Here is a 22,516-nt window from a genome sequence, read left to right as displayed (position 1 = left end):
TTGAGCCTTAAGGTTTATCGCGGGCGCACGCTTGCCCGCAGTCAGGCGCTACAGTTGCTGTTCCAGGCCGAGGCCACGGACAGTCCGCTCGAGCGCGTCCTCGAGGGCGATTTCCTGATCTCGAAGGGTCCCCTCGACCCCTATGCGCTGGAGCTTTGCCGCGGTGCCTACGAGCATATCGATCGTATCGACTGTGCCCTGCGCGCCGTCGCCAAGAACTGGGATCTTATGCGCATGCCCGGCGCCGACCGCAATTTGCTGCGTATCGCCGTCTATGAGATGCGCTTCCTCACCGACGAGGAGGTCTCGGACGCCATCGTAATCAACGAGGCCGTCGAGCTTGCCAAGGCCTATGGCACCGACCAGTCCGCTTCGTTCGTCAACGGCGTGCTGGGCAAGATTGCTCGCAGCGAGGAGCTGCCAGGCGAGGACCTGTACCAGGAGCTGCTGGCCGAAGATCGCGCTCGCGAGGAGGCGCAGGCTGCCGAGGCTGCCGCCAAGGTTGCGGTTGCCCAAGCTGAGGCTGGCGTGCTGGCCGAGGATGCGGACGCCGCCGAGGCTGTTGTCGACTCCGTCGAGGAGTAGCCATGCCAGAGGGTTCTGTCCGTAACTTTGATGAGATCTCGGACCGTCTGGATCAGATCATCGCTACCGTTCGCTCCAAGGATACCTCCTTGGAGCGTTCGCTCGATTTGTTTGACGAAGCGATTGAGCTGGGCTCCCGCGCGGTCGATATGGTCGACAAGTTTGAGTTGACGCCGCGTGAGGCCGACAAGCTCGAGCAAGAATACGATGAGGATGCGACAAACGAATCCCAGGATAGCTAGGCCGCATCTCCGGATACGAATGGTTGATGGCATTCATGAAACGCGTGCGTCTTGATGACGAACTGATTTCACAGGGCATCTGCGCCGATCGCGCGGATGCCCTTCGCACTCTTATGGCCGGCTTGGTCTCGAGTGGCGGTGAGCGCTTGACTTCGCCGGGCCTTAAGGTGATCCCGGGGCTGCCGCTGCACGTGAAGGGGCGCATTCCCTATGTTGGCCGCGGTGGTCTTAAGCTCGAAGGCGCGCTTGATGCGTTTGGCATCAATCCGACGGGCCTTGCCTGTTTGGATGTGGGCTGCTCTACCGGCGGTTTTACCGATTGCCTGCTCAAGCGCGGAGCTGCGACCGTTGTCTCTGTGGACGTGGGTCACGCCCAGTTCGATTGGTCGTTGCGTCAGGACGATCGCGTGACGCTGCATGAGCGCACAAACGTGACGCAGCTGCCTGAGCTTGGCTATACCGGCGCCATCGACCTGGCTGTGTGTGATGTCTCGTTTACCAGCATCGCGAATATTATCGATGCGGTACTGGCGTGCCTCGCGCCTACGGGTGCATTCTGCACGCTCGTAAAGCCGCAGTTTGAGGCTCCGGCGGCGCTGGTGGGCGAGGGCGGCATTGTGACCGATCCCGCCGTGCGCCGTGATACACTCGTTGCGGCAGTTGAACTCTTTGCCTCTAAGGGGCTGTTCCCGGTCGATGTGTGCGTGTCGCCCATTCATGGTGCCAAGGGAAACGTTGAGTTTTTCCTGTACGGCACGAGATTTGACTCTGGCGACCGCCCGCAAGACGAGTTGCAATCTCAGGTATCGGTTTTGAGCGAGAAAGCTGCAACGCTATGAAGGTCTTTCTGGTTCCCAATTACTACAAGCAAGAGGCGGTCGAGAGCGGCCTGATGATCGAGCTTTGGCTGACGCGCCAGGGCTATGAGGTCGCATGGGCTGCCGACCAGCGATCCAAGATTCAGAGCACGCCTGATATTGACGGCTCCGATCTGGTCATTACGCTCGGCGGCGACGGTACGTTGCTGCGCGCTGCCCGCATCCTCAACCATCGCGAGATTCCTATCCTCGGTCTTTCCTATGGTCACCTGGGCTTTTTGACGGCTGCGAGTCCCGAGGAGCGCGACATTCTGCAGGTCGTGAGCGACGCCCTGTCCGGCGAGCTGCATGTGAGCCGTCGCGCTACCATCGCCGCGGATATCGTGTCCGTGCGCGAAGACGGTACGAAGGATGTCGTGCGCACCTTCGCCCTCAACGACATGGCGCTTACCCGCGGTCCGCTGTCCGATATGGTCGAGTTCGACATCACGGTGTCGGGCCACCATATCGACCGACTGCGTGGCGACGGCGTGGTCGTGTCCACGGCGACTGGTTCTACGGGTTACGCGCTCAGTGCCGGTGGCCCCATCGTGAGCCCCGACTATACGGGCATGGTCTGCGTACCCATTGCGCCGCACACCATTCAGGCCCGTGCCTTCTTGACTTCGCCGAGTGATGTCGTCGAAATCTTTATGTCCGATGACCGTCCGAGCGTTCCGGCGATCGCTATCGATGGGCAGTTTATTACCTGTGATGGCACCGTTGAGAGCGTGGCTGTGCGCCGCGGGCCCGGTGATGTGCTGCTGCTGGATTACGGCCCCGAGAGCTTCTATAACTCGGTGAGCCGCGTATTCTACGGAGTCCGTCATGATCGATGAACTGCAGGTTTCTAACATTGCACTCATTCGCGAGGCGACGCTGGTGCCGAGTGCCGGCCTGACTGTCCTGACCGGTGAGACCGGCGCCGGCAAGACTGCGCTGCTCTCGGCGCTCAAGCTTATTTTGGGCGAGCGCGCGGATTCGTCGACGGTGCGCGAGGGCGAGGCGCTGGCGAGCGTCGAGGCGCGGCTGTTTGACGGGCCGCACGACACGGAGGGCTTTACCGTGCAGCGTAGCCTTTCTGCCGAGGGCCGCAGCCGCGTGAAGATTGACGGCCGCATCGCCAGCGTGCGCGAGCTTTCGGAGCGCGTCGGCGTGATGATGGATCTGTGCGGCCAGCACGAGCACCAGCGCTTGCTCGACCCGGCGCATCACGTTGCGATGGTCGATGCATGGGCAGGGCGCCCGGCACTCGAGGCGCTGGATGCGTACCGCGCCTGCTTTAAGGCATCGCGTGCTGCCGCCAAGGAGGTTCGACGTGTCGAAGAGGCCTCGCGTGCGCAGGGGAGCCGCGTCGAGGAGGCGCGCTTTGCCCTCGAGCGCATCGGCGAGGTCGACCCCAAGCCGGGCGAGTATGAGGAACTCGAGGAACTGCTGCCGCGCTCCGAACATGCCGAGGTACTGGTTGCCACGGCTAACGATGCCCATGCATCGCTTGCCTCCGAAGGGGGAGCGCTCGATGTCGTGAACAGCGCCGTGGCAGAGCTTTCCCGTATGGCTACCGTCGATCGCAAACTGGGCGACATTGCCGATGCGCTTTCGGATGCCTGCATCTCCCTTGAGGATTGCGCGAACGAGCTTCGTGCCTATCGTGATGGCGTCGCCTTCGACCCGCGCGAGCTCGCTCGCATGCGTGAGCGGTATTCCGACCTCAAGGGCCTGTTGCGTCAGTGGGGTCCCACCATGGACGATGTTTTTGCTATGCGCGATCGCTCGCAAGAGCTGCTGTCCCTGGTCGATGATGGCGATGAGCAGATCAAAAAGGCGCGTGAGGCACTCGGGAGCGCTGAGCGCGAGTTGTTTACCGCTGCCAAGGCACTTAAGCGCGCTCGAAATACGGCGGCCCCGCGCTTCTGCCACGAGGTTGGCCGCCAGATGGCGCGCTTGGAGATGGGTAGTGCCGAGCTCGTCTGGGAGTCGCGCGATCTTCCCCGTGCTGAGTGGACGCCCGTTGGTCCTTCGAGCTACGAGCTGCTATACCGCAGCGGTGCCGGTTTGACTCCACGTCCCCTGCGCCGCATTGCATCGGGCGGCGAGCTCAGCCGCGTCATGCTGGCAAGTAAGGTTGTCCTCGGTAACGCGGACGGTGTCGATACGCTGGTGTTTGACGAGGTCGATGCTGGTGTCGGTGGCTCCACGGCGCGTGCACTCGCGGGCGTGCTGTCAGATCTCGCCTCTACGCATCAGGTGATTGTCGTAACCCACTTGGCGCAGGTCGCCGTCATGGCCGATAAGCATTATGTTGTCAGCAAGGAACCAGGCGATGTTCCCCAGACGCATTTGGACGAGGTAACCGGCGAAGCGCGTACCGCCGAGATCGCCCGCATGTTGAGCGGCGATCAGTCCGAGGCAAGCCTGGCGCACGCCAGGCAGATGCTTGCGGAGGCGCGTGCCTAGGTCGAGTCGCCACACGCATGTCCAACCCGGCCGCCACGAAACGGGTCCATCTACTACGTTTGGTAGGGCATCGGCAACCACGCCGAGAATTGCAAAAAGAAAACCGCAGGTAGAACGCCTGCGGTTTTCTCTATTTTGGGTGTATGGTTGGCGGTTGCGGTTAAAACGTAGTAGATGGGCGGGTTTCGTGGCGAGGGGCGTCTATCGGCTCCCCAATTTACCTACTCAACGACCTTATCCGGCTGGATGAGCTCCTCGTAGTAGCTGATATGCTCGCGAGCGTCTTCAATCTCGGGCAGCAGGAAGTTGTAGATGACTTCGATGATCATCGTGGCACTGATCTTGGAGAACGCAAAGTCGCCTGTCGTCAGCAGCGCTTCGTGGTTGACGGTATTAAAAGTGTGGTCTGCCAGGCGCGCGAGTGGGGATTTGCTGTCACTGCTGATGACGACTACGGTTGCGCCGCAGTTGCGAGCCGCTTTTGCCATGCGATTCAATCGGCGCGATTTGCCGGAGTTTGAGATAAGCACGATGACGTCACCCGGGCGTAACGTGAGCGCAAAGCCGATTGATGTCTCGCTAATGGTGCTCGCCATGCAGCGCAGGCCCAGCTGCGAAAACTTAAACGTCGCATCGAGCGCGACCGCGTTCGTATTGCCCACAGCTGCAAACTCAATAATCCCTGCATGCTTAAGGGCATGCACAACAGCCGCCAGCGTATCGTGGTCGATCCCGTCGATGGTCGCATTAAGCTCGCTCACCTTGGCAGCCAGGATATTCTTGAGGCTCTGCTCCATATTGTCGAGCGAGACCTCGTCAGTCAGGCCCTCGTTACGCTGGCTTTCCAAATCCCTCGCCAACGAAAACTGAAAGCTGCGGAAGCTACCAAAGCCAAGCTTTCGGCAGAAGCGCGAAACGGTCGCCTCGGACGTGGCGGCGGCGCGTGAGAGCTGAGCGGCCGTGAGGCGCGGCGCCTCGGACTGGTGCTCCAATATATAGTCGACGATGCGCTGCTCGGACTCGCTGTATCCCTGATGGGTGCTTATGAGGGAAAGTGCGCTCTTGCTACTATCGCTCATGGATGGCTCCTGGTTGGCATGAAAATCCAATTTGATTTGCAATGCCATAGTATACGGGCATTTCCAATTACAAGATACACCTTGCCGTTTCAAGTGTTGATGGTAAACTTTCACCTACCGTTTACGGTTATGAAAGAACCTTTCACCGGAGAATTGCACCTTGCCTCTTCTCACGCGGACGGTAGGTTGGTATCTTTCAGTTGTGGAAAAACGCGCATCGAAGCGCGTGTAGGGGAGCGCCCGCGGGCGCTGTACTCAAGAAGGAGGGACACATGGCTAAGTTTGACATCATCGCCGCCACCGGTTGCCCGACCGGCATTGCGCACACCTTCATGGCGAAGGAAGCGCTGGAGAAGGCAGCTGCCGAGCGCGGTCTGACCATTAAGGTCGAGACTCATGGCCAGGTCGGTGTCGAGAACGAGCTCACCAAGAGTGAGATCGCTGGTGCCAAGGCCGTCGTCGTCGCAGCCGACAAGGATGTCCAGGCTGAGCGTTTCGCCGGTAAGCCCATGGTTTCCGTTGGTGTTTCCAAGGCCCTGTCCGTTGAGGCCGCCGGTAAGCTGATTGACCGCGCGCTCGCCGCCAAGGGCGACAGCACGGTTGCAGCCGCTGCCGATGTCGAGGATGAGGTCGAGGAGAAGGAGTCCATCGGCCACGTCATCTACAAGCACCTCATGAACGGCGTCAGCCACATGCTGGTCTTCGTTGTTGCTGGTGGTGTTCTGACCGCTGTCTCGTTCCTGTGGGGCATTACGTCCTTCGATTCGACGGCGTCTGACTACAACAGCTTTGCTGCGATGCTCAAGATCATCGGCGGCATCGCCATGAACCTTATGGTTCCGGTGCTTTCCGCCTACATCGCCGAATCCATCGGCAAGCGCCCGGCGCTCGTCCCCGGCTTTGTTGCCGGTATGATCGCCATCCAGGGCCTGCCTGTTAACGCCGAGACCGGCATGATCGATGCCGGTGGCGCCGGCGTGGGCTTCGGCTTCCTGGGCGGCATCGTCGGCGGCTTCCTTGCCGGCTATGTCATCTTGCTGCTCGAGAAGGTCTTTGCCGGTCTGCCCAAGAATCTGGACGGCCTCAAGGCTATCTTCCTGTACCCGCTGTTCTCGACGGCTATCGTCGGCCTGGTCATGCTCGGCATTTCCGGCCCCATGGCTGCCATCAACACCGCCATGATGGACTTCCTCAAGGGCCTGTCCGCCTCTGGCGCCGTTGTCCTGGGTCTTGCCATTGGCTGCATGTGCGCCTTTGACATGGGCGGCCCGGTCAACAAGGCTGCTTACGTCACCGGTACCGCTATGCTCACCGAGGCTCTGGCCGCCGGTGTTGGCACCGATACCTATAACTTCGGCACCAACTTCATGGCTGCCGTCTCCGCCGCCTGCATCGTTCCGCCGCTGATCACCACCTTTGCCGTCGTTGTCGGCAAGAAGTACTTCAGCCAGGAGGATCACGACGCCGGTGTCGTCAACCTCATCCTTGGTTGCACCCACATCACCGAGGGCGCCATTCCGTTCATGACCAAGAACATCTGGCCCGTCATGCCCATCATGATGCTCGGTTCCTCTATCGCTTCGATCCTGACCATTATGTTCAACGTTCACGATCCGGCGCCTCACGGTGGCTTCCTGGTCCTGCCCGTTGTCGAGAACGGTCCGCTTTGGGTCCTCGCGATCCTCATCGGCGCTGTGGTCGGTGGCATCCTGTTCGTGGCCTTCAAGAAGTACGACTTCGAGAAGAACCAGAAGGCCGCTCCTGTAGCCAAGCCCGTTGAGGCCCCCAAGGCCGCTGCCGTCGAGGCCCCCAAGGCCGAGGCTGCTGACTTCGTGAAGGTCGAGAACGTCTTTGTCGCCGAGGACTTCGCTTCTCGTGACGAGGCTCTGAGCTTCGTTTCCAACCAGGCCGTCAAGGCCGGTATCGCAAGCGACGCCGACGCCGTGATGAACGCCTTCCTGGCCCGCGAGGCCGAGGGCACCACGGGCATGATGGAGGGCTTCGCCATCCCGCATGCCAAGTCCGATGCCATTACCGAGGCTGCCGTTATCGTCGTCAAGGACGAGTCCGGCGTGACCGGTTGGGATACCATGGACGGCGCTCCCGTCAACGTGGCTATCGCCCTGCTCATCCCCGGTGCCCAGGCCGGCACTACGCACCTCAAGATCCTGTCCAAGGTCGCCGAGGCGCTCATGGACGAGGACTTCCGTGCCACCGTCAAGGGTTCCACCGACGCCGTCGAGATCGCCAAGACGATCAACGCCCGCCTGGTCTAATTCCACGGTACGGGAATAACATCGCCCCCTGTATATAAGGCGGAGTCCCTCTCCAGGGTCTCCGCCTTTTTCGGTAACAGAGAACGCACCGGTTGATCCCATCAGCCAGAATTCCTTTCAGCCGACATTACTCTGGACCGACCGAGTTTCCGCAGCTCGCCCGCCGGGCGGGGCGGTTAAGTTTGTCGCGAGTTCCGCACGCAAAGGAAAGCACTTAATGTGCTTTCCGTCTTGCGCAGGACTGTAGAGCAGCAAACTTAACCGCCCCGCCCGGCGGGCGAGCGCAGGGATACGACATCTGTCCAACAATTCGTGTGAAACACAATGAAAAACCGTTTGATGTGAGTTAATATAAATAACGTCGTGAATCTGACTCCTGCCACATGCATGACAGGGGTTAAACACAAAAAGGAGTCAACTATGGTTTCTGAGAAGGCTACCCTCGTTAATCCTCAGGGTCTGCACATGCGTCCGGCTGGTCTGTTCGCCTCCACCATGGGCAAGTACGCCTGTGACGTGACGGTCGTCACCCCCGAGAAGGAGGTCAACGGCAAGTCCCCGATGGCCCTCATGGCTGCTGGTATCCCCTGCGGTACTGAGGTCGAGGTCAAGTGCGACGGCGCCGACGAGGCCGAGGCTCTGGCTGCTGCCATCGAGCTCATCAAGAGCGGTCTTGGCGAGTAGAACTCAAACGGGTCGCATGTTGAACAACTAAGTTCATATTTGGGGGCGCAGTGACCTGTTGTAAGGTAGCTGCGCTCTTTTGTCATGGATATGGCAAAACGCTTTATCACATGACACGGAGAGAGGAATGGGAATGTATCAGGGAGTCAACGCTTCCGAGGGCATCGGTATCGGCACCGTCATGGTCGCCGTCGATCCCGACTTGACGTTTGAGCCGCACGAGGTTGCTGATTCGGCAGCAGAGAAGGAGCGCTATCAGTCCGCTCTTTCGGTCTTCTGCGAGAAGACCCAGGCTCAGGCCGACCATATGAAGGAGACGGTGGGCGAGGCCGAGGCCGAGATCATGAGCGGACACATTGTCCTGGCTCAGGACCCGGGCATGACTGACGCCATCAACGCCGCCATTGACGGCGGTACCTGCGCCGAGCAGGCGCTCATGGACACCTCGACCATGTTTGAGAACATGTTCCTGTCCATGGACGACGAGATGTTCCGTCTGCGCGCGGCCGACATTGCCGACATCCGCACCGGTATTCTGGCCGAGCTGCTGGGCAAGGAGGTCGTCGACCTTTCCGTCCTGCCCGAGAACACCGTCGTTGTCGTGCACGACCTCACGCCGTCCATGACCGCCACGATCGATAAGGCCCACGTTGCCGGCATCGTCACCGAGACCGGTGGCCGCACGTCGCACTCCGCGATCATCGCGCGCGCCCTCGAGATCCCGGCTGTCCTTTCGGTTTCCAACAGCTGCACCGCGCTGCGCAACGGTATGACCGTTGTCGTCGACGGTGGCAAGGGTATCGTCGAGGCCGATCCCGACGAGGAGACGCTCGCTGCCTATACCGCCAAGGCCGAGGCCTTCGCTGCCGAGAAGGCGGCCCTCGAGGCCTTCCGTGGCAAGCCGTCCGTGACTGCCGATGGCATCAAGAAGATCATCGCCTGCAACATCGGTAACCCCGATGACGTGCCCAACGCGCTCGATCACGACGCCGAGGCCATCGGTCTGTTCCGCTCCGAGTTCCTGTTCATGGACTCTGCTGAGCTTCCTTCCGAGGAGGAGCAGTTCAACGCCTACCGTAAGGTCGCCAGCGCGCTCAAGGGTGCTCCGGTCATCATCCGCACGCTCGATGTGGGTGGCGACAAGGAGATTCCGTATCTGCATATGGTCAAGGAAGACAACCCCTTCATGGGCTTCCGCGCCGTGCGTTACTGCCTGGCCAATCCCGACCAGTACAAGGTCCAGCTCCGCGCTCTGCTGCGCGCTAGCGCCTTCGGTGACGTCAAGATCATGATCCCACTCGTCACCTGCGTCGAGGAGGTCTTGGCTGTCAAGGAGCTCGTCGAGCAGTGCAAGGCCGAGCTGACCGAAGAGGGTCGCAAGTTCAACGAGAACATCGAGGTCGGCATCATGGTCGAGACGCCCGCCGCTTCGCTGCTCGCAGACCGTCTTGCCGAGGTCGCCGACTTCTTCTCCATCGGCACCAACGACCTGATCGGCTACACCATGTGCGCCGACCGTGGTAACGACACCATCTCCAACCTGTACCAGGTTTACTATCCCGCCGTGCTCCGCTCGCTCAAGAACATCATCGAGAGCGGCGTGAAGGCCGGCATCATGGTCGGTATGTGCGGCGAGGCCGCTGCCGATCCGCTGCTCGAGCCGCTGCTGATCAGCTGGGGCCTGGAGGAGTTCTCGATGAGCGCTCCGTCGATCCTGCGCGCCCGCAAGACCATCAGCCAGTGGACCAAGGCCGAGTGCGACGAGCTCGCCGAGAAGGCACTCGCCTGCAACACCGCCGCCGAGGTCAAGGCACTGCTCGAGTCCGCAGCTCGCTAATTTGGTATCAGAGGTAACCGCGTGGTTGGAATGGGCCGGCCACGCGGCCCTCACATATACAGGGGGTACTGTAAATGTTCTACACGCTAACCGCTAACCCGGCTGTCGACATGACGGTTTCGAGCTCTCCGCTCGAGCCCGACGAGAACGTCCGCACCGGCTCGGCCAGCTACACGGCTAACGGCAAGGGCCTCGACGTGTCCTTCGCCTTTAAGAAGATGGGCGTCGACACCGTCGCGCTCGGCTTCTTCGCTGGCTTCACGGGCAAGTTCATCGTCGAGGAGGTCATGAACCTGGGTTGCCTCTGCCGCCCGGTCTGGACCGACGGTATCACGCGCATTAACACCTACGTCAACGATGGCCAGCACGAGTACGGCATCCTGAACCCGGGTGCTCCTATTACGCCGCAGCACCAGGAGGAGCTCTACAACATCCTGGACACCGCGGGCGATCTCGAGTGCCTGATCGTTTCCGGCTCCGTGCCTCCCAAAGCTACGCCCGACTTCCTGGCTCAGGTCATGGAGCACGCTCAGGCTCGTGGCGCCGACGTCGTCCTGGACCTGTCCTCCGACAAGCTCAAGGAGCTCGCTCACAAGAAGCCGCTGCTCATCAAGCCGAACCATCACGAGATGAAGGCCATCTTCGGCGTGCCGGTCGACACCGACGACGAGGTCCGCGTTGCCATGAAGATGGCTCACGACGCTGGCGTTCAGAACGTGCTGCTCACCCGTGGTAGCCGCGGCGACGCTTACTTCTCCAACGGCGAGGATATTTGGTACGCCAAGCGTGAGTTCAACATCAAGCTGGTTTCTTCTGTCTGCGCCGGCGACTGCACCCTCGCTGCGTTCCTGCACAAGTGGTACAGGGATCGCGACAACGTCGAGGAGGCCATGAAGCTCGCTATGGCCACCGGCGCCAACGTTGCCGAGTCCGTCGGCATCGGCGACTTCGGTCACGTCGACGAGTACAGCAAGCGCGTTGCTGTCCGCAAGCTCGATCGTCAGTAATCGAAACGCGACATATTCGTGCGCATGCGGCGCCCCGGTTTCGGCTGGGGCGCCTTTTTTGTTCCGTTATTGGAGAGAGATGCTCTGCCGTACTTCATCGCTTCCACACCGTTCACCGAGTTGTCCTAGCCTTTTACCGTTGGGTGGAATATACTTTCATTAACACGTTACTTCGTGAAAGGAACATTCATGATTTACACGCTCACTGCAAATCCCGCCATTGACTACAACATCGCCTGCGACGGCCTTGCTGCCAACACCGTCACGCGTACCCGTAACGCCGTCTACACGCCCAACGGCAAGGGTCTCAACGTCTCGTTCACCCTCGATCACTACGGTGTCGACACCACGATCCTGGGCTTTTTCGCCGGCTTCTCGGGCGAGTTTATCGTTAAGGGCGCCGAGGCCCTGGGCGTGCCCGTCAAGCCCGTTTGGACCGACGGCATCACGCGCGTCAACGTGTTCCTCAATGCCGGACCCGACACCGAGTACAACATGGTCAACGCCGGTGCCGCCATCAACGAGGCCAACGAGCAGGAGATGTTTGAGCTCATCGATTCGCTCGATGACATGACCTGCCTGGTCATCAGCGGCTCGCTGCCTCCCAACACTTCCGAGGGCTTCTTGGCCGAGGTCCTGCGCCGCGTCAAGGCCAAGGGGGCCGAGTTCGTCCTCGACATCTCGAGCCATCAGCTGGCAGACCTCATTGCCATGGAGCCGCTGCTGATCAAGCCCAATGACGACGAGCTGCTCGACATCTTTGGCATTAAGGTGAGCGGTGGCGACGATGAGTCCGTCAAGGGCGCTATGGCCGAGCTGCACGCTAAGGGCGCCAAGAACGTGCTGCTGACCCTCGGTGGCGCCGGTGCGTACTTCTCCAACGGCGAGCACATCTGGTTTGCCAATCGCACCTTCGACGTCAAGCTGCTGTCGACGGTGTGCGCCGGCGATTCCTCGCTGGCTGCCTTCCTGTCCGTATGGCACGACGCCCCCGAGCGCGTCGAGGATGCCCTGCGCCTTTCGATGGCTACCGGCGCCAACGTGGTCGAGTGCCCGGGCCTGGGCGACTTTGCCAAGGTCGAGGAGTATAAGAAGGGCATCGCTATCCGCGAGGTCTGCTAACTCCGGCCTAAAGCTTGAGTATTTCGAGTGGTTCGCATCCGTCTTGGCAACAGGACGGATGCGTTTTTGTTTATCGGACTTGCGTGTGCAGGGGAGGCTGTTTCTTGCTAGACTTCTTGCAGATGCAATCGACAACCAATTTGATAGCCGCAGGAGGCCACAGGTATGTGCAATGTTTCGCTCAACGGTACGCACCCGACCGATGCCTCCCTGCGAGTGCTGCGTGCGCTCGAGGCGGCTGGTCTTGAGGCTTGGTACGTGGGCGGTTGGGTGCGCGACGCCCTGATGGGGTGCTCCAGCCACGATGTTGATATGTGCTGTAGCGGCCTGTGGCAAGAGTCCAAGGCGGCGCTCGAGGCCGCTGATATTGCGGTCGTGGAGTCGGGCATTAAATTTGGCGGAATCACGGCTATTTCCGATGGCGAGCGTATCGAGGTCACCACGTACCGTCTGGATGGCTTCTATACCGATGGGCGCCATCCTCAGAGCGTCGAGCGCGCCGCCTCGCTCGAGGACGATCTGGCGCGCCGCGACTTTACCGTCAACGCCATGGCCTGGCATCCCGAGCGCGGGCTTGTCGACCGCTACGACGGCCAGGGTGACTTGGAGTGCAAGCTGATTCGCGCTGTCGGCGATCCCAAGCGTCGCTTTAACGAGGACGCCCTGCGCATGCTGCGCGCGGTGCGCTTTGCCTGCCGCCTGGACTTTATGATTGAGCCCGAGACCAAGCGTGCGCTTGCCGAGTGCGCGCCGCTGCTCGATGCCGTAGCGCGCGAGCGTGTGGGTATTGAGCTCGAGGGCATTCTTTCGACCGGTCACGGGGGAGACGCCATGTTGCGCTACCCTGAGCTCATCTGCGCCGCTGTGCCCGAGTTGGCAGCGGGTCGCGGGTTTGATCAGCGAAGTGTCTACCATGCGTTTAACGTCTACGAGCATATCGCCCGTGTGCTGACGGTGGCAGGGGAGCTGGCGCTGTGCGACGGCGTCGCGCCATCGTCGAGCCTTATGTGGGCGGCGTTTTTGCACGATGTCTCCAAGCCCGAGTGCTTTACGGTCGATCACGCCGGCAGCGGACACTTCTACGGTCATCCCGAGCTCGGCGCCAAGAAAGCGCGCGTCATTATGGATCGCCTGGCTCTCTCGCACGACCTGGTGCGCGACGTGTGCCTGCTCATCAAATATCACGACAAACCGCTGCGTCCCGAGCGATCCTGCCTGCTCAATATGATGTGCGCGCTTTCTGGCGAGGGCGTCGACACGGCCCGTCTGATTGACGAGCTCATGGACCTTAAGCGTGCTGACACGCTCGGCAAGGCCCCGTCGTGCTTCTATTACGTTGAGACGATTGAGGAGATGCGCGCGATGGCGCACGAGCTGCTGAAGGCAGGGGAGCCCTATACGCTCAAGATGCTCGCCATCAACGGCGGCGACCTGATCCGTGCCGGAGTCAAGCCTGGGCCGGAACTGGGTCAGCTTCTCAACTCCGCCCTCGACGCCGTGATCGAAGACAACATTCCCAACGATCGCGAAGCTCTTTTGGTCCATCTCAACTTGAATTAGCTACCCAGTTTACCTGCGTGTTCCATAACCTGCCGACAATTTTTCGGCAATTTGGAATTTCTTCTTGCGCTGACGTTTTTTGTCCCGTAATATATTTCCTCGCAGCACGGCAGTGCAGATGTCATGTGGCCCGTTCGTCTAGCGGTTTAGGACGCCGCCCTCTCAAGGCGGAGATCACCAGTTCGAATCTGGTACGGGCTACCACTTCTTTTCTGCTGATTTCTATGGCCCGTTCGTCTAGCGGTTTAGGACGCCGCCCTCTCAAGGCGGAGATCACCAGTTCGAATCTGGTACGGGCTACCACGCATCTGATACCCGGACTTCCCATGGAAGTCCGGGTTTTTTGTTATCAAACAACCGTCTGCAATTCCCGTTTGAACCAGAGCTTTGCGTTCTGTCTATGGCCCTTACGGGTACAATATCCAAGATATTTTGACTGTTAGAAGGAGTCTCATGACGGAGTCCTCTCAGCATACGTCTAAGCCCCAGGTCGAGGTTGAGGCCTCGGGCGGAGATGACAATAAGAGTGCACGCCGCGGCGCCATCTTTATCGGCGTCGTGCTGGTTGGTTATATCGTCTATCTGGTGGTAACCGGGCAGATGGGACAGTTTTGGGCCGCTATGTCGAGCGTCCAGGCGTCTTGGCTCGTTGTCGCGTGTCTTTGCATGTTCATGTATCTGTTCTTTGGCATTGTGGCCTATGCGATCGCTGTCTGGCTCGACCCCAATTCACCCGTCGGCATCCGCGACCTGATCTCGGTCGAGGCGAGTGGCATCTTCTTTGGCAACCTGACGCCCATGATGATGGGCTCGACTCCTGCCCAGATCTACCGCCTGACCAAGGCGGGCCAAAATGTCGGCGAGGCTGGCGCCACGCAGTTCACGCGCTTTATCGTGTACCAGTTTGGCCTCGTTGCCTGGGGCGCTATCCTACTGCTTGCTCGCATGCCGTTTTTTGCCGAGCGCTATGGCGACATGACGCTGCTGTGCGTCTTTAGCTTTGGCGGGCACTGCTGCATCTTGCTGGGCATCTTCGCCGTCGCGCTCATGCCTAAGACCGTCACGCGCGTCGCCCATTGCATCATCAATTGGCTCGAGTGCATAGGTGTCTCGGCCACTAAGATCGAGGGATGGCGCACGTTTGTCGACGGCGAGATCTACTCCTTCTCCGAGAAGTTCAAGCTTTCGGCCGGACATTTTTCTTCCATGCTGCTCACCGTGTTTATCACCATGCTGCAGCTTGCGTTTTTCTATCTGGTTCCGTATTTCCTGATGCTTGCTTTTGGCCACCACGAGGTCGACTTTTTTTCGGTCATGGCCGCGAGCGCCTTTGTCCAGCTGCTGAGCTCTGCGGTTCCCTTGCCCGGTGGAACTGGTGGCGCTGAGGGCGGCTTTGCATTGTTCTTGGGTCATTTCTTTGGGTCGGCTTCGACCGCCGGCTATCTGCTGTGGCGCCTCATTACGTTTATTGCGCCGACCATTTTGGCTGCGCCCCTGCTGGGCCTTAAGAGCGCCCACAACGAGAGCATCCATGCGCGCTGGGATCGCGTGATGCGCAAACTCGGCCGCACGTCTCAGACGCCCTCTGCGCCCACTAAGCCGCACCCCACGAATGCTGTTACCGTTGACCCCAAGAAGCACGCTCAGAAGGCTTCTGGGGTCGCTAAGCCGGCTCATAAAACCTATGTGCGCCAGACAGGCGACGGTATTCGCGTATCTCCGTCGGCACTCAATAAGAAGAAGCACCCTAAGTCGAAGTAGGGTAGTCGTGCGTTCTTCATGATGCGGGGCATATTTGTGCTGTATGGGGGATAATCCTCTTACGTAGATTATCTCTCATCTGTTGATGAATGCCCTCTTATCGAAGGGACACGCCCATGGCAACCAGCAAACCGCGTCTTGACCGCCGCATCGTTCGCAGCCGCAATGCCATCCTTTCCGCTTTCGAGCGCCTGCTCATGGAAAAGCCGTTGGCAGACATTACGGTGAGTGCCATCGCGCGCGAGGCCAATGTCGACCGCAAGACCTTTTACGTTCACTTTGGTACGGTTGACGGCCTGCTCGATGCCATTGCCGTCGATGTTGTGGAGATGATTGTCGACTCGGTCGAGAAAACGCTTGCTTCCATGGACGGCGACACCAACGAGCGCGCCCTTGGCGCGGCGGCGACCTTCTTTAAAACCGTTAACGAGGCGCTGTGCAACAACCTCGTGCTCAATCGTCAGTTGATCGAGAACATTCCGCTCGATGATTTTATGGCTCGTCTTCGTGCACCGCTCGAGCACGAGATTGCCGAGCGCGATCTGCTGCCTCAAGGTCTCAAGGACGAGATGTTCGACTACTATTTGGCGTTTTTGCTATCGGGTATTATCGGTATCTATCGCACGTGGGCGCTGTCTGACGGCTCGGTTCCTATTGAGCGCGTCTCTGAGGTCGCCAACGACCTGACTCTCAACGGCCTGTCGAGTCTGGAATCTCGCTTCGAATAGCATCGATAATTCAACAACTTAAAGAAGTTGCGGTGGAATAGGGATTGTTTTGGTTATTGGAAGGCCGATCTAGTCCCTATTTCACCGCAACTTAGTAAAACTGTTTTGATGGTAAGGCGGAGCAGCCTCGAAGATGAGCCTCGAGACTGCTCCGCTTCATTTCTGAGCGTTTGCCGTGTAGAACAGCATTAATCGCCGTTTTTGAGCGTGCGGCCCTGCTTTTCGAACTTGTGCATGTCGCTATCGGCCATGCCCTGCGACTTGTCCTCGTGACGCTTGGCGTATAACGGATCTTCGGAGTCGTTCCAGATGCGGTCGGCGACAGGTGACCATGCCTCGGCGGCAGCCTGGGTCTTTTCGCGCAGTTGCTCGGGTGACTCCTTCTCGATTAGGTCGGTGCTCATTGCGCCACTCTCGGCGATCAGTTTGGGCAGCACGTCGGGATTCTCGAGCATGGGGCATGGCTTGAGGTAGTTGTCGTTGAACGGCATGTTCTCGTAGTACTTCATAAAGAGGGGAGAGCGCAGCGCGTCGAGTAAGCTCACATCGTGGATGTTGGCGTTTGAGTAGTGGATGAACACGCACGGCTCCACGTCTCCGGCGGCGTTGATGTGCAGGTAGCGGCGGCCGCCGGCGATACATCCGCCTACAAACTCGCCGTCGTTTTGGAAGTCGAGCGTAAACAGCGGCTTCTTCTCACGCATTTCGCGGATAAAGTGATACATGTGCTCGCGCTGCTCGGGCGTGGGCATGAGCTCGGGGGTTGCATTGCGGCCAACCGGCATAAAGTGGAAGTACCAGCAGAAGAGTGCTCCCTCGCCGATCATCCAGTCCATGTTCTCCTCGGTAGCAACCGTATCGGCATTGGCGCTGGTCCAACAGGTGGAGATACCAAACGGCAAGTCGCGCTCGCGCAGGAGTTTCATGGCGTGCTCGATCTTTGCGTAGGTACCCTCGCCGCGACGGGCGTCGGTGGTGTGCTCATTGCCCTCGGCGCTGATGGCGGGGACAAAATTACCTACGCGAATCATATCGTCGCAGAAGGCCTCGTCGATCAGCGTGGAGTTGGTAAAGCAGAGAAACACGCAGTCCTGATGTTTTTCGCAAATTCTGATCAGGTCGTGCTTGCGGACGAGCGGCTCGCCGCCGGTATAGATGTAGATATGCGTACCGAGCCCTTTGCCCTGCGTAACGATAGAGTCGATGTCTTCGAACGAGAGATTCTGCTTGTAGCCGTACTCGGCGGCCCAGCAGCCCGTACAATGCAGGTTGCAGGCGCTCGTGGGATCGAGCAGGATGGCCCACGGAACGTTGCACTGGTACTTTTCGCGGTTCTTTTCCTGCTCTGGCCAAGCTAGCAGGTTGGCGTCGACAATGAGGGTCTTAAGCAGTTTGGTTCGCATCTGGGGATTAAGGCTGAACACACGCATGATCAGGTCATACCAATTGCCGCGGCTCTTGATGACATTGGTGAATGCCTCTCGCTGTACAGGAAATACGCGATTGGGGACCAGCTTGTTCACGAGGTCCATGATTTTGTCGATGTTTTCTTGCGGGTTGTCGTCGAGATAATCGATGAGCTTGTTGAGCGCTGCACGCTCTGCTGACCGTGTAAGCGACATGGGTATATCCTTTCACGTGTGCTTAATGTGTGATAATACCCACTTGTGGATTAAACGAAGTCTAAAGATTTGTAGTGTGTCTATTCAACGAATCAATTTAATTTGGGGTGAAGCGTTATACGCCGACACCTTCTAAGTTGCGGTGAAATAGTGTCAGATGGGGATGCGGACGATTTCTTGGACCGCGCCTAGGCGTATCCATTGGAATCCTCCGATGCGCCTTCGCACGCTCGCATGACCTCGATACCATGCGAGCGTGCAAACTCGACGAGCTCTGCGTTGCGGGCGTTTATGGTGCCGAAGGCGGCGGGGCACACGATAAGGCGCGCGCAGTGGACGAGGAGCTCTTTGGCGCGGGCTATGGTTTTATCCCCGATCGGCTCGAAGGCGCGCTCGGCCACGCATTCCGCCGCCAGGTCGCGCGCGAGCTCGCAGTCGATGTCCCCTTCGTGCAGAACTCCCGCGTAGAACGCCTTGCCCTGCCGGATGAGCTGGCGAAACATAGCCGACCCCGTACCTGCGCCGGCGATGACGAACGTGTGCGCATCGCCGTGCGGGCGCCCAATTTCCACGCTGCCGAAGCGCTCGTTGAAGGTGCCATGTTTAAGGCCGTAGAGCTCGCCAATCGTCTCGCGCGTGAATATGTCCTCGGGTGCGCCGGCGCGGAAGACCCGGCCGTCCTTCACGCAAATCACCTTGTCGGCGCTTTTCTGCGCGAGCTCGAGTTCGTGGATGGACATGATGACAGCCACATTCCTCGATTTCACAAGGTGGCGAAGTATTCGTAGCAGGTCGATCTGGTAGCGGATATCGAGATACGACGTGGGCTCGTCGAGAACGAGCACACGCGGATCCTGCGCGATGGCGCGCGCGAGCATGACGCGCTGGCGTTGCCCGTCGCTTATCTGCATGAAGTCGCGCTCGGCGAGCTCTTCCACATGTGCGGTTTTTATGGCCTCATCGACCCGACTATGGTCGTCGGGCGAGAGTGTGCCCATTCGCCCGGTGTAGGGATGCCTTCCCGCCTCTACGATATCGCGGCAGGTGAGGAGCTCGGTCCGGGGGCGATCTGTCAGCATAACGGCAAGGTTCCTTGCGAACTCCGCCGTCTTCCATCGGGAAATCTCCCGCCCGTCGAGCTCGACCGCGCCGGCAAGCGGTGCCAGATGGCGTGTGATGGTTTTCAAGATGGTCGACTTGCCAGAGCCGTTCGGCCCGATGAGCGCCACGACGTCGCCCGCGCGAACCTCCAGATCGACGCCTTCGACTACGACCTTCTTATCGTAGCCCGCCGACAGGTCGCTTATGCGGAAAAGCGGTGCTCCGTCAGCCTGCGTTTCGACCGGGGTTTCGAGGTTCGACTCCCCTCCGAGCGTTTTGGGCCGCGGCATGAATTCCCCCATCTACCTCACTCGTTTCTTCAACATGAGCGCGATAACCACCGGCGCGCCGAAGATGGCGGTGACGGCGCTGATGGAAAGCTCGACGGGAGAGAACAACGTGCGCGCGATCAAATCGCAGCCCGCGCAGAAGATGGCGCCCCCCAAGAAGCACGCAGGAATCACGCGGATGGGCTTCGACGACTTTATCGCCGACTTCACGAGATGTGGAACCGCGATGCCTACGAACGACACCGGACCGGCGAACGCGGTCACGCAGGCGGAGAGCATGCTCGCTAGAAGAACGAGCACCACGCGGAAGCGTGCGACGTTCACGCCGACGCTTTTCGCGTAGGCTTCTCCCAGCTGGAAGGCGGAAAGGGGCTTCGATATCGCGAATACGCATGCGCTCACGGTGATCACCACGACCGCGATGACCGCGACGTCGTCCCAGCTCGAACCCGAGAAACTACCCAAAGACCAGTTGTGCAGGTTTACGATGGACTGGTCATCGGCGAAGGCGATGAGGAAGTTCGTCGCCGCCGAGCAGATGTATCCCACCATGACGCCCGCCACGATGAGCATGGCCATGGAACTTATGCGCCGTGCGATGAGGAGCACGAAGCCGATGGTGATAAGCGAGCCCAGAAACGCTGCGGCCACCATGGCCGGCGAGGTCATGGCCTGGTTCGCGCCCAGAAGTACGATCATCGTAAGCGCGACGACGAACTTTGCGCCCGAGGAGACGCCCAAGATGAACGGGTCGGCGATGGGGTTGTTGAAAAACGTCTGCAGTAGGAACCCGGAAAGCGAAAGTGCCCCGCCGAGAAGCACGGCTGAAAGCACGCGCGGCAGGCGAATCTCCCAGATGACCTGGCTTTCCATGGAATTGGCCGCGCCGCCCGAAAGGATGCCGGGGATGTGGTCTGCTGGTACGAGCACGCTCCCGATGCACAGGTTGGCCCCGACGAGCACGATGAGGGCAACGGCGAGCAGCGCCGTCACGACGCGACACCGCGCGGCGCGCCCCGATTCGTCGTATGCCATGGAAAGCCGGCTTCTCATGGCGCTAGCCTAGCTTTCTCAGATAATGGAAGTCGCTCGCGTCATCGCCGGTGAACGCCCCGTGCAGCTCGTCGATAATGTCGGCGGTGGAAGTCATCTGCTGGTACATGTCGGCGCTTGTGACCCAGACGTTGCCGTTCTTCACGGCTTTGAACTGCGACAATAGCGCGTTTTTGCCTACGAAGTCGTTCAAGGTGGCAACCGATTCGTCGATGGTGCCGTTGTAGACGATAATGTCGGCATCCTTCGCCGTCGCGTAGAAGCGCTCCATTTCGAGCGTTACTGACGAACCTGACGTCGACGCGGTCTGCGCGTCATCGAGCGCGTAGTTGCCGCCTGCAAGCTCGATCATCTGCGCCACGTAGTCGCCCGCCCGCCGCGTGACGGCGGCCCCGTTCGAGTTAATGTAGAAATACGCCACGGTTTTACCTGACGACGCGAGCCCCGACGTTTGCTCGACGCGGGCCTTCTGCTCGTTGAACAGGTGCGCGGCCTCGTCTTCCTTGTCGAATAGGACGCCGAAAAGCTTAATCCACTCGACGCGCCCGAGTGCTTCGGGCTCGCTCGACGACTGTTCGGTGAGCACGACGAGCCCGAGTTTCTGCAGCTTTTCCTTCACATCCGGTGTGTGGTTGATCATGGTGTTCTCGATGGCGAGCGTGCAGCCCGAGGCCGATATTCGCTCGTAGTCGGGCGCGCTGTACTTGCCGCCGTAGGCGATCGCCCCACTTTCGAGTGCACTTTTGAAGCCCGCGACCGAGCAATCGTCGGCCTTCGTGCCCGACATGATGATATTGTCGTTCGCATCGAGCGCGTCGACCAGGCACATCGTCGCCGACGACACGAGGTACACCTTGTCGGCGGGGCGCCTTATGACCGCGATGTCGGAGCTCAACCCATCAGGTACCTTCGCATCTTGCGGCACCACGAGGAAGCGCTCCCCGTTCGAAATGCAAATAAGCCGCAGGCCGCCTTCGAACTCGTCGACAGTGAAGTGCTCGGCGTATTCAAGCTGAAGCGTCCCCGTCGGCTTCCAGCCGCAGCCCAAATCGGCGTTGTGGAAGTCGGCCGCGGCGCTTGAAGCCGTTCTCGCAAGGGAGCCGCCGCTTGCTTCGTCGCCCGATTTCTCCTTCATGGTGGATGAGTCGAAGTAGAGCGTGTAGTCGATGGTGTGCGGCGTCGACATGGCGACGGTCTCGGCCGACACGGCGATGTCCTCGTCGAGCGTGACGGGTATCTCGAACGTGGAGTTGCCGCCGTCGTTTACAGGCGCGTAGTCCACGCCGTTGACGGTCATTTTGTCGTAGTTCGAACTCGACCAGGTGATGGTCGCGGTGTAGGTGTCGCCATCCTTCACAATTGTGGTGGGTGAGGCGATGCTTGCGCGCCCTGACCCGCCGGAGAGCGAGACGCTCACAGTGTATTCCTGAGAGCCTGCCGTGCCACCGGTCGCGTTCGGGCTCGCACTGCACCCCGCGAAGGGAAGCGCGAGCAGGGCGACGAGAACGCAGGCGATCGCGCGCACCGCGATGCTGCGACGCTTCCTGCTTTCCCCCTTGGGAAGAATCGACCGCATGGCGTTACTTCAGTGCGTCGGCGCGCAGATCGACGCCGGCGGATTCGAACACGAGCGTGCGGTCGTACCACTGCTCTTTTCTAATACTCCACGCGGCGCAGGCGGTGTCCTCGTCGAGCGCTTCAACGGGCACGTCGTAGGTGTACTTGCCTTCCGCGTTTTCCACATAGGGGATGAAGTCGGCCTCGCTTGCGGCGGCAGCCTCGTCGCCCGTGCCCATGAAGAGCTTGCCGTAGCCCGTGCCGGAAAGCGTCATCACGCAGTGCATGGAGCCGTTTTCCACGATGAGCTGGGCGTCCACAATCCTGAACATGTTCGAGCTGGAATCTACGGTGATCGGATAGGTGCCGTCGGCCACCTTGTCGGCGGTGATGGGGGCAGCGCTTGCGCCCTCGGGCGCATCGGCCGCCTGTTCGGTCTTTTCCTGGGAATCGGCATCGCTTGCCTTTGCGCTGTCGATTGAATTTCCGCCGCAGCCGGCGAGCGAGAACGCGAAAAGCGCCGCTGACAGGGCGAAGGCGAGGGTTTTCTTCAACATGGAGGGGGTTCCTTTCAATCGCTTCGACCGCCCGCGCCGTGCGGTGGGCTGGCGGGATGCGAATGCAACGGGCATGCGCCGTCAGTCGGGGAAGGCGCATGCCCGTTGCACGGGGACGCGACCGGCGCCCCCGTGCGCGGC

Annotated in this window: 19 protein-coding genes and 2 tRNA genes; 15 read left to right on the top strand and 6 right to left on the bottom strand. The window is 60.0% G+C overall.

Annotated features, from left to right (window positions below):
- Genes nusB through AAAX32_RS05565 form a run of 5 tightly spaced genes read left to right on the top strand, consistent with a single transcriptional unit; the run spans position 1 to position 4,141 of the window.
- Complete coding sequence (gene nusB, locus AAAX32_RS05585; RefSeq protein WP_195364278.1) at positions 1 to 585, top strand: transcription antitermination factor NusB; 585 nt, start codon at positions 1 to 3, stop codon at positions 583 to 585.
- 2 nt (positions 586 to 587) lie between these two features.
- Positions 588 to 827, top strand: coding sequence for an exodeoxyribonuclease VII small subunit (locus tag AAAX32_RS05580; RefSeq protein WP_349100242.1), 240 nt, complete (start codon positions 588 to 590; stop codon positions 825 to 827).
- A gap of 35 nt (positions 828 to 862) precedes the next feature.
- Positions 863 to 1,666: a TlyA family RNA methyltransferase gene (locus tag AAAX32_RS05575; protein ID WP_349100290.1), complete on the top strand. Its 804-nt coding sequence runs from the start codon at positions 863 to 865 to the stop codon at positions 1,664 to 1,666.
- Positions 1,663 to 2,523 (top strand): NAD(+)/NADH kinase, encoded by an 861-nt coding sequence (locus AAAX32_RS05570; RefSeq protein ID WP_349100241.1) that lies wholly within the window; start codon positions 1,663 to 1,665, stop codon positions 2,521 to 2,523. Before AAAX32_RS05575 ends, AAAX32_RS05570 begins: the two co-directional genes overlap by 4 nt.
- Positions 2,513 to 4,141, top strand: a complete 1,629-nt coding sequence (locus AAAX32_RS05565) for a DNA repair protein RecN (RefSeq protein ID WP_349100240.1) — start codon at positions 2,513 to 2,515, stop codon at positions 4,139 to 4,141. Before AAAX32_RS05570 ends, AAAX32_RS05565 begins: the two co-directional genes overlap by 11 nt.
- 221 nt (positions 4,142 to 4,362) lie before the next feature.
- On the opposite strand, the gene AAAX32_RS05560 is transcribed toward AAAX32_RS05565, so the two are convergent.
- Positions 4,363 to 5,220, bottom strand: a complete 858-nt coding sequence (locus tag AAAX32_RS05560) for a MurR/RpiR family transcriptional regulator (protein WP_349100239.1) — start codon at positions 5,218 to 5,220, stop codon at positions 4,363 to 4,365.
- A 272-nt stretch (positions 5,221 to 5,492) separates the two neighbouring features.
- Between AAAX32_RS05560 and AAAX32_RS05555 the strand changes: the two genes are divergently transcribed.
- The 10 genes from AAAX32_RS05555 (at position 5,493) to AAAX32_RS05510 (ending at position 16,195) form a co-directional block, all read left to right on the top strand.
- Entirely contained in the window at positions 5,493 to 7,496 is a 2,004-nt protein-coding gene (locus AAAX32_RS05555; protein ID WP_349100238.1) for a fructose-specific PTS transporter subunit EIIC, read from the top strand.
- 420 nt (positions 7,497 to 7,916) lie between these two features.
- On the top strand, positions 7,917 to 8,180 hold the full coding sequence (locus AAAX32_RS05550) for an HPr family phosphocarrier protein (protein WP_022094575.1): 264 nt from the start codon (positions 7,917 to 7,919) through the stop codon (positions 8,178 to 8,180).
- A 133-nt stretch (positions 8,181 to 8,313) separates the two neighbouring features.
- Entirely contained in the window at positions 8,314 to 10,017 is a 1,704-nt protein-coding gene (gene ptsP, locus AAAX32_RS05545) for a phosphoenolpyruvate--protein phosphotransferase (protein ID WP_035138206.1), read from the top strand.
- A 74-nt stretch (positions 10,018 to 10,091) separates the two neighbouring features.
- On the top strand, positions 10,092 to 11,024 hold the full coding sequence (locus tag AAAX32_RS05540; RefSeq protein ID WP_006233969.1) for a 1-phosphofructokinase family hexose kinase: 933 nt from the start codon (positions 10,092 to 10,094) through the stop codon (positions 11,022 to 11,024).
- 189 nt (positions 11,025 to 11,213) lie between these two features.
- Positions 11,214 to 12,146: a 1-phosphofructokinase gene (locus AAAX32_RS05535; RefSeq protein ID WP_349100237.1), complete on the top strand. Its 933-nt coding sequence runs from the start codon at positions 11,214 to 11,216 to the stop codon at positions 12,144 to 12,146.
- A 165-nt stretch (positions 12,147 to 12,311) separates the two neighbouring features.
- Entirely contained in the window at positions 12,312 to 13,706 is a 1,395-nt protein-coding gene (locus AAAX32_RS05530) for a CCA tRNA nucleotidyltransferase (protein WP_217107881.1), read from the top strand.
- A 127-nt stretch (positions 13,707 to 13,833) separates the two neighbouring features.
- Positions 13,834 to 13,910: transfer RNA gene (locus tag AAAX32_RS05525), tRNA-Glu, on the top strand.
- A gap of 22 nt (positions 13,911 to 13,932) precedes the next feature.
- A tRNA-Glu gene (locus tag AAAX32_RS05520) sits at positions 13,933 to 14,009 on the top strand.
- Positions 14,010 to 14,159: 150 nt separating this feature from the next.
- Positions 14,160 to 15,467 carry a lysylphosphatidylglycerol synthase transmembrane domain-containing protein gene (locus AAAX32_RS05515; protein ID WP_349100236.1) on the top strand — a complete coding sequence of 436 codons (1,308 nt, stop codon included), beginning with the start codon at positions 14,160 to 14,162 and terminating at the stop codon, positions 15,465 to 15,467.
- 116 nt (positions 15,468 to 15,583) lie between these two features.
- Positions 15,584 to 16,195, top strand: a complete 612-nt coding sequence (locus tag AAAX32_RS05510; protein WP_117746330.1) for a TetR/AcrR family transcriptional regulator — start codon at positions 15,584 to 15,586, stop codon at positions 16,193 to 16,195.
- Between the two features lie 188 nt (positions 16,196 to 16,383).
- Here the strand turns inward: AAAX32_RS05510 and AAAX32_RS05505 are convergent, their stop codons facing one another.
- The 5 genes from AAAX32_RS05505 to AAAX32_RS05485 form a co-directional block, all read right to left on the bottom strand.
- Positions 16,384 to 17,817 carry a radical SAM protein gene (locus tag AAAX32_RS05505; RefSeq protein ID WP_349100235.1) on the bottom strand — a complete coding sequence of 478 codons (1,434 nt, stop codon included), beginning with the start codon at positions 17,815 to 17,817 and terminating at the stop codon, positions 16,384 to 16,386.
- A 188-nt stretch (positions 17,818 to 18,005) separates the two neighbouring features.
- Complete coding sequence (locus tag AAAX32_RS05500) at positions 18,006 to 19,220, bottom strand: ABC transporter ATP-binding protein (protein WP_349100234.1); 1,215 nt, start codon at positions 19,218 to 19,220, stop codon at positions 18,006 to 18,008.
- Positions 19,221 to 20,243 carry an iron ABC transporter permease gene (locus AAAX32_RS05495; RefSeq protein WP_195520437.1) on the bottom strand — a complete coding sequence of 341 codons (1,023 nt, stop codon included), beginning with the start codon at positions 20,241 to 20,243 and terminating at the stop codon, positions 19,221 to 19,223.
- A 22-nt stretch (positions 20,244 to 20,265) separates the two neighbouring features.
- Positions 20,266 to 21,837, bottom strand: coding sequence for an ABC transporter substrate-binding protein (locus tag AAAX32_RS05490; RefSeq protein WP_195520436.1), 1,572 nt, complete (start codon positions 21,835 to 21,837; stop codon positions 20,266 to 20,268).
- Positions 21,838 to 21,841: 4 nt separating this feature from the next.
- Complete coding sequence (locus AAAX32_RS05485; RefSeq protein ID WP_035138217.1) at positions 21,842 to 22,375, bottom strand: hypothetical protein; 534 nt, start codon at positions 22,373 to 22,375, stop codon at positions 21,842 to 21,844.
- Positions 22,376 to 22,516: the final 141 nt, after the last annotated feature.

Origin of the sequence: Collinsella sp. CLA-ER-H3, assembly GCF_040092425.1 — a bacterium.
GTDB lineage: Bacteria > Actinomycetota > Coriobacteriia > Coriobacteriales > Coriobacteriaceae > Collinsella.
Note: the sequence above shows the minus strand (reverse complement) of the source record. Positions and strands in the feature narration are given on the sequence as shown.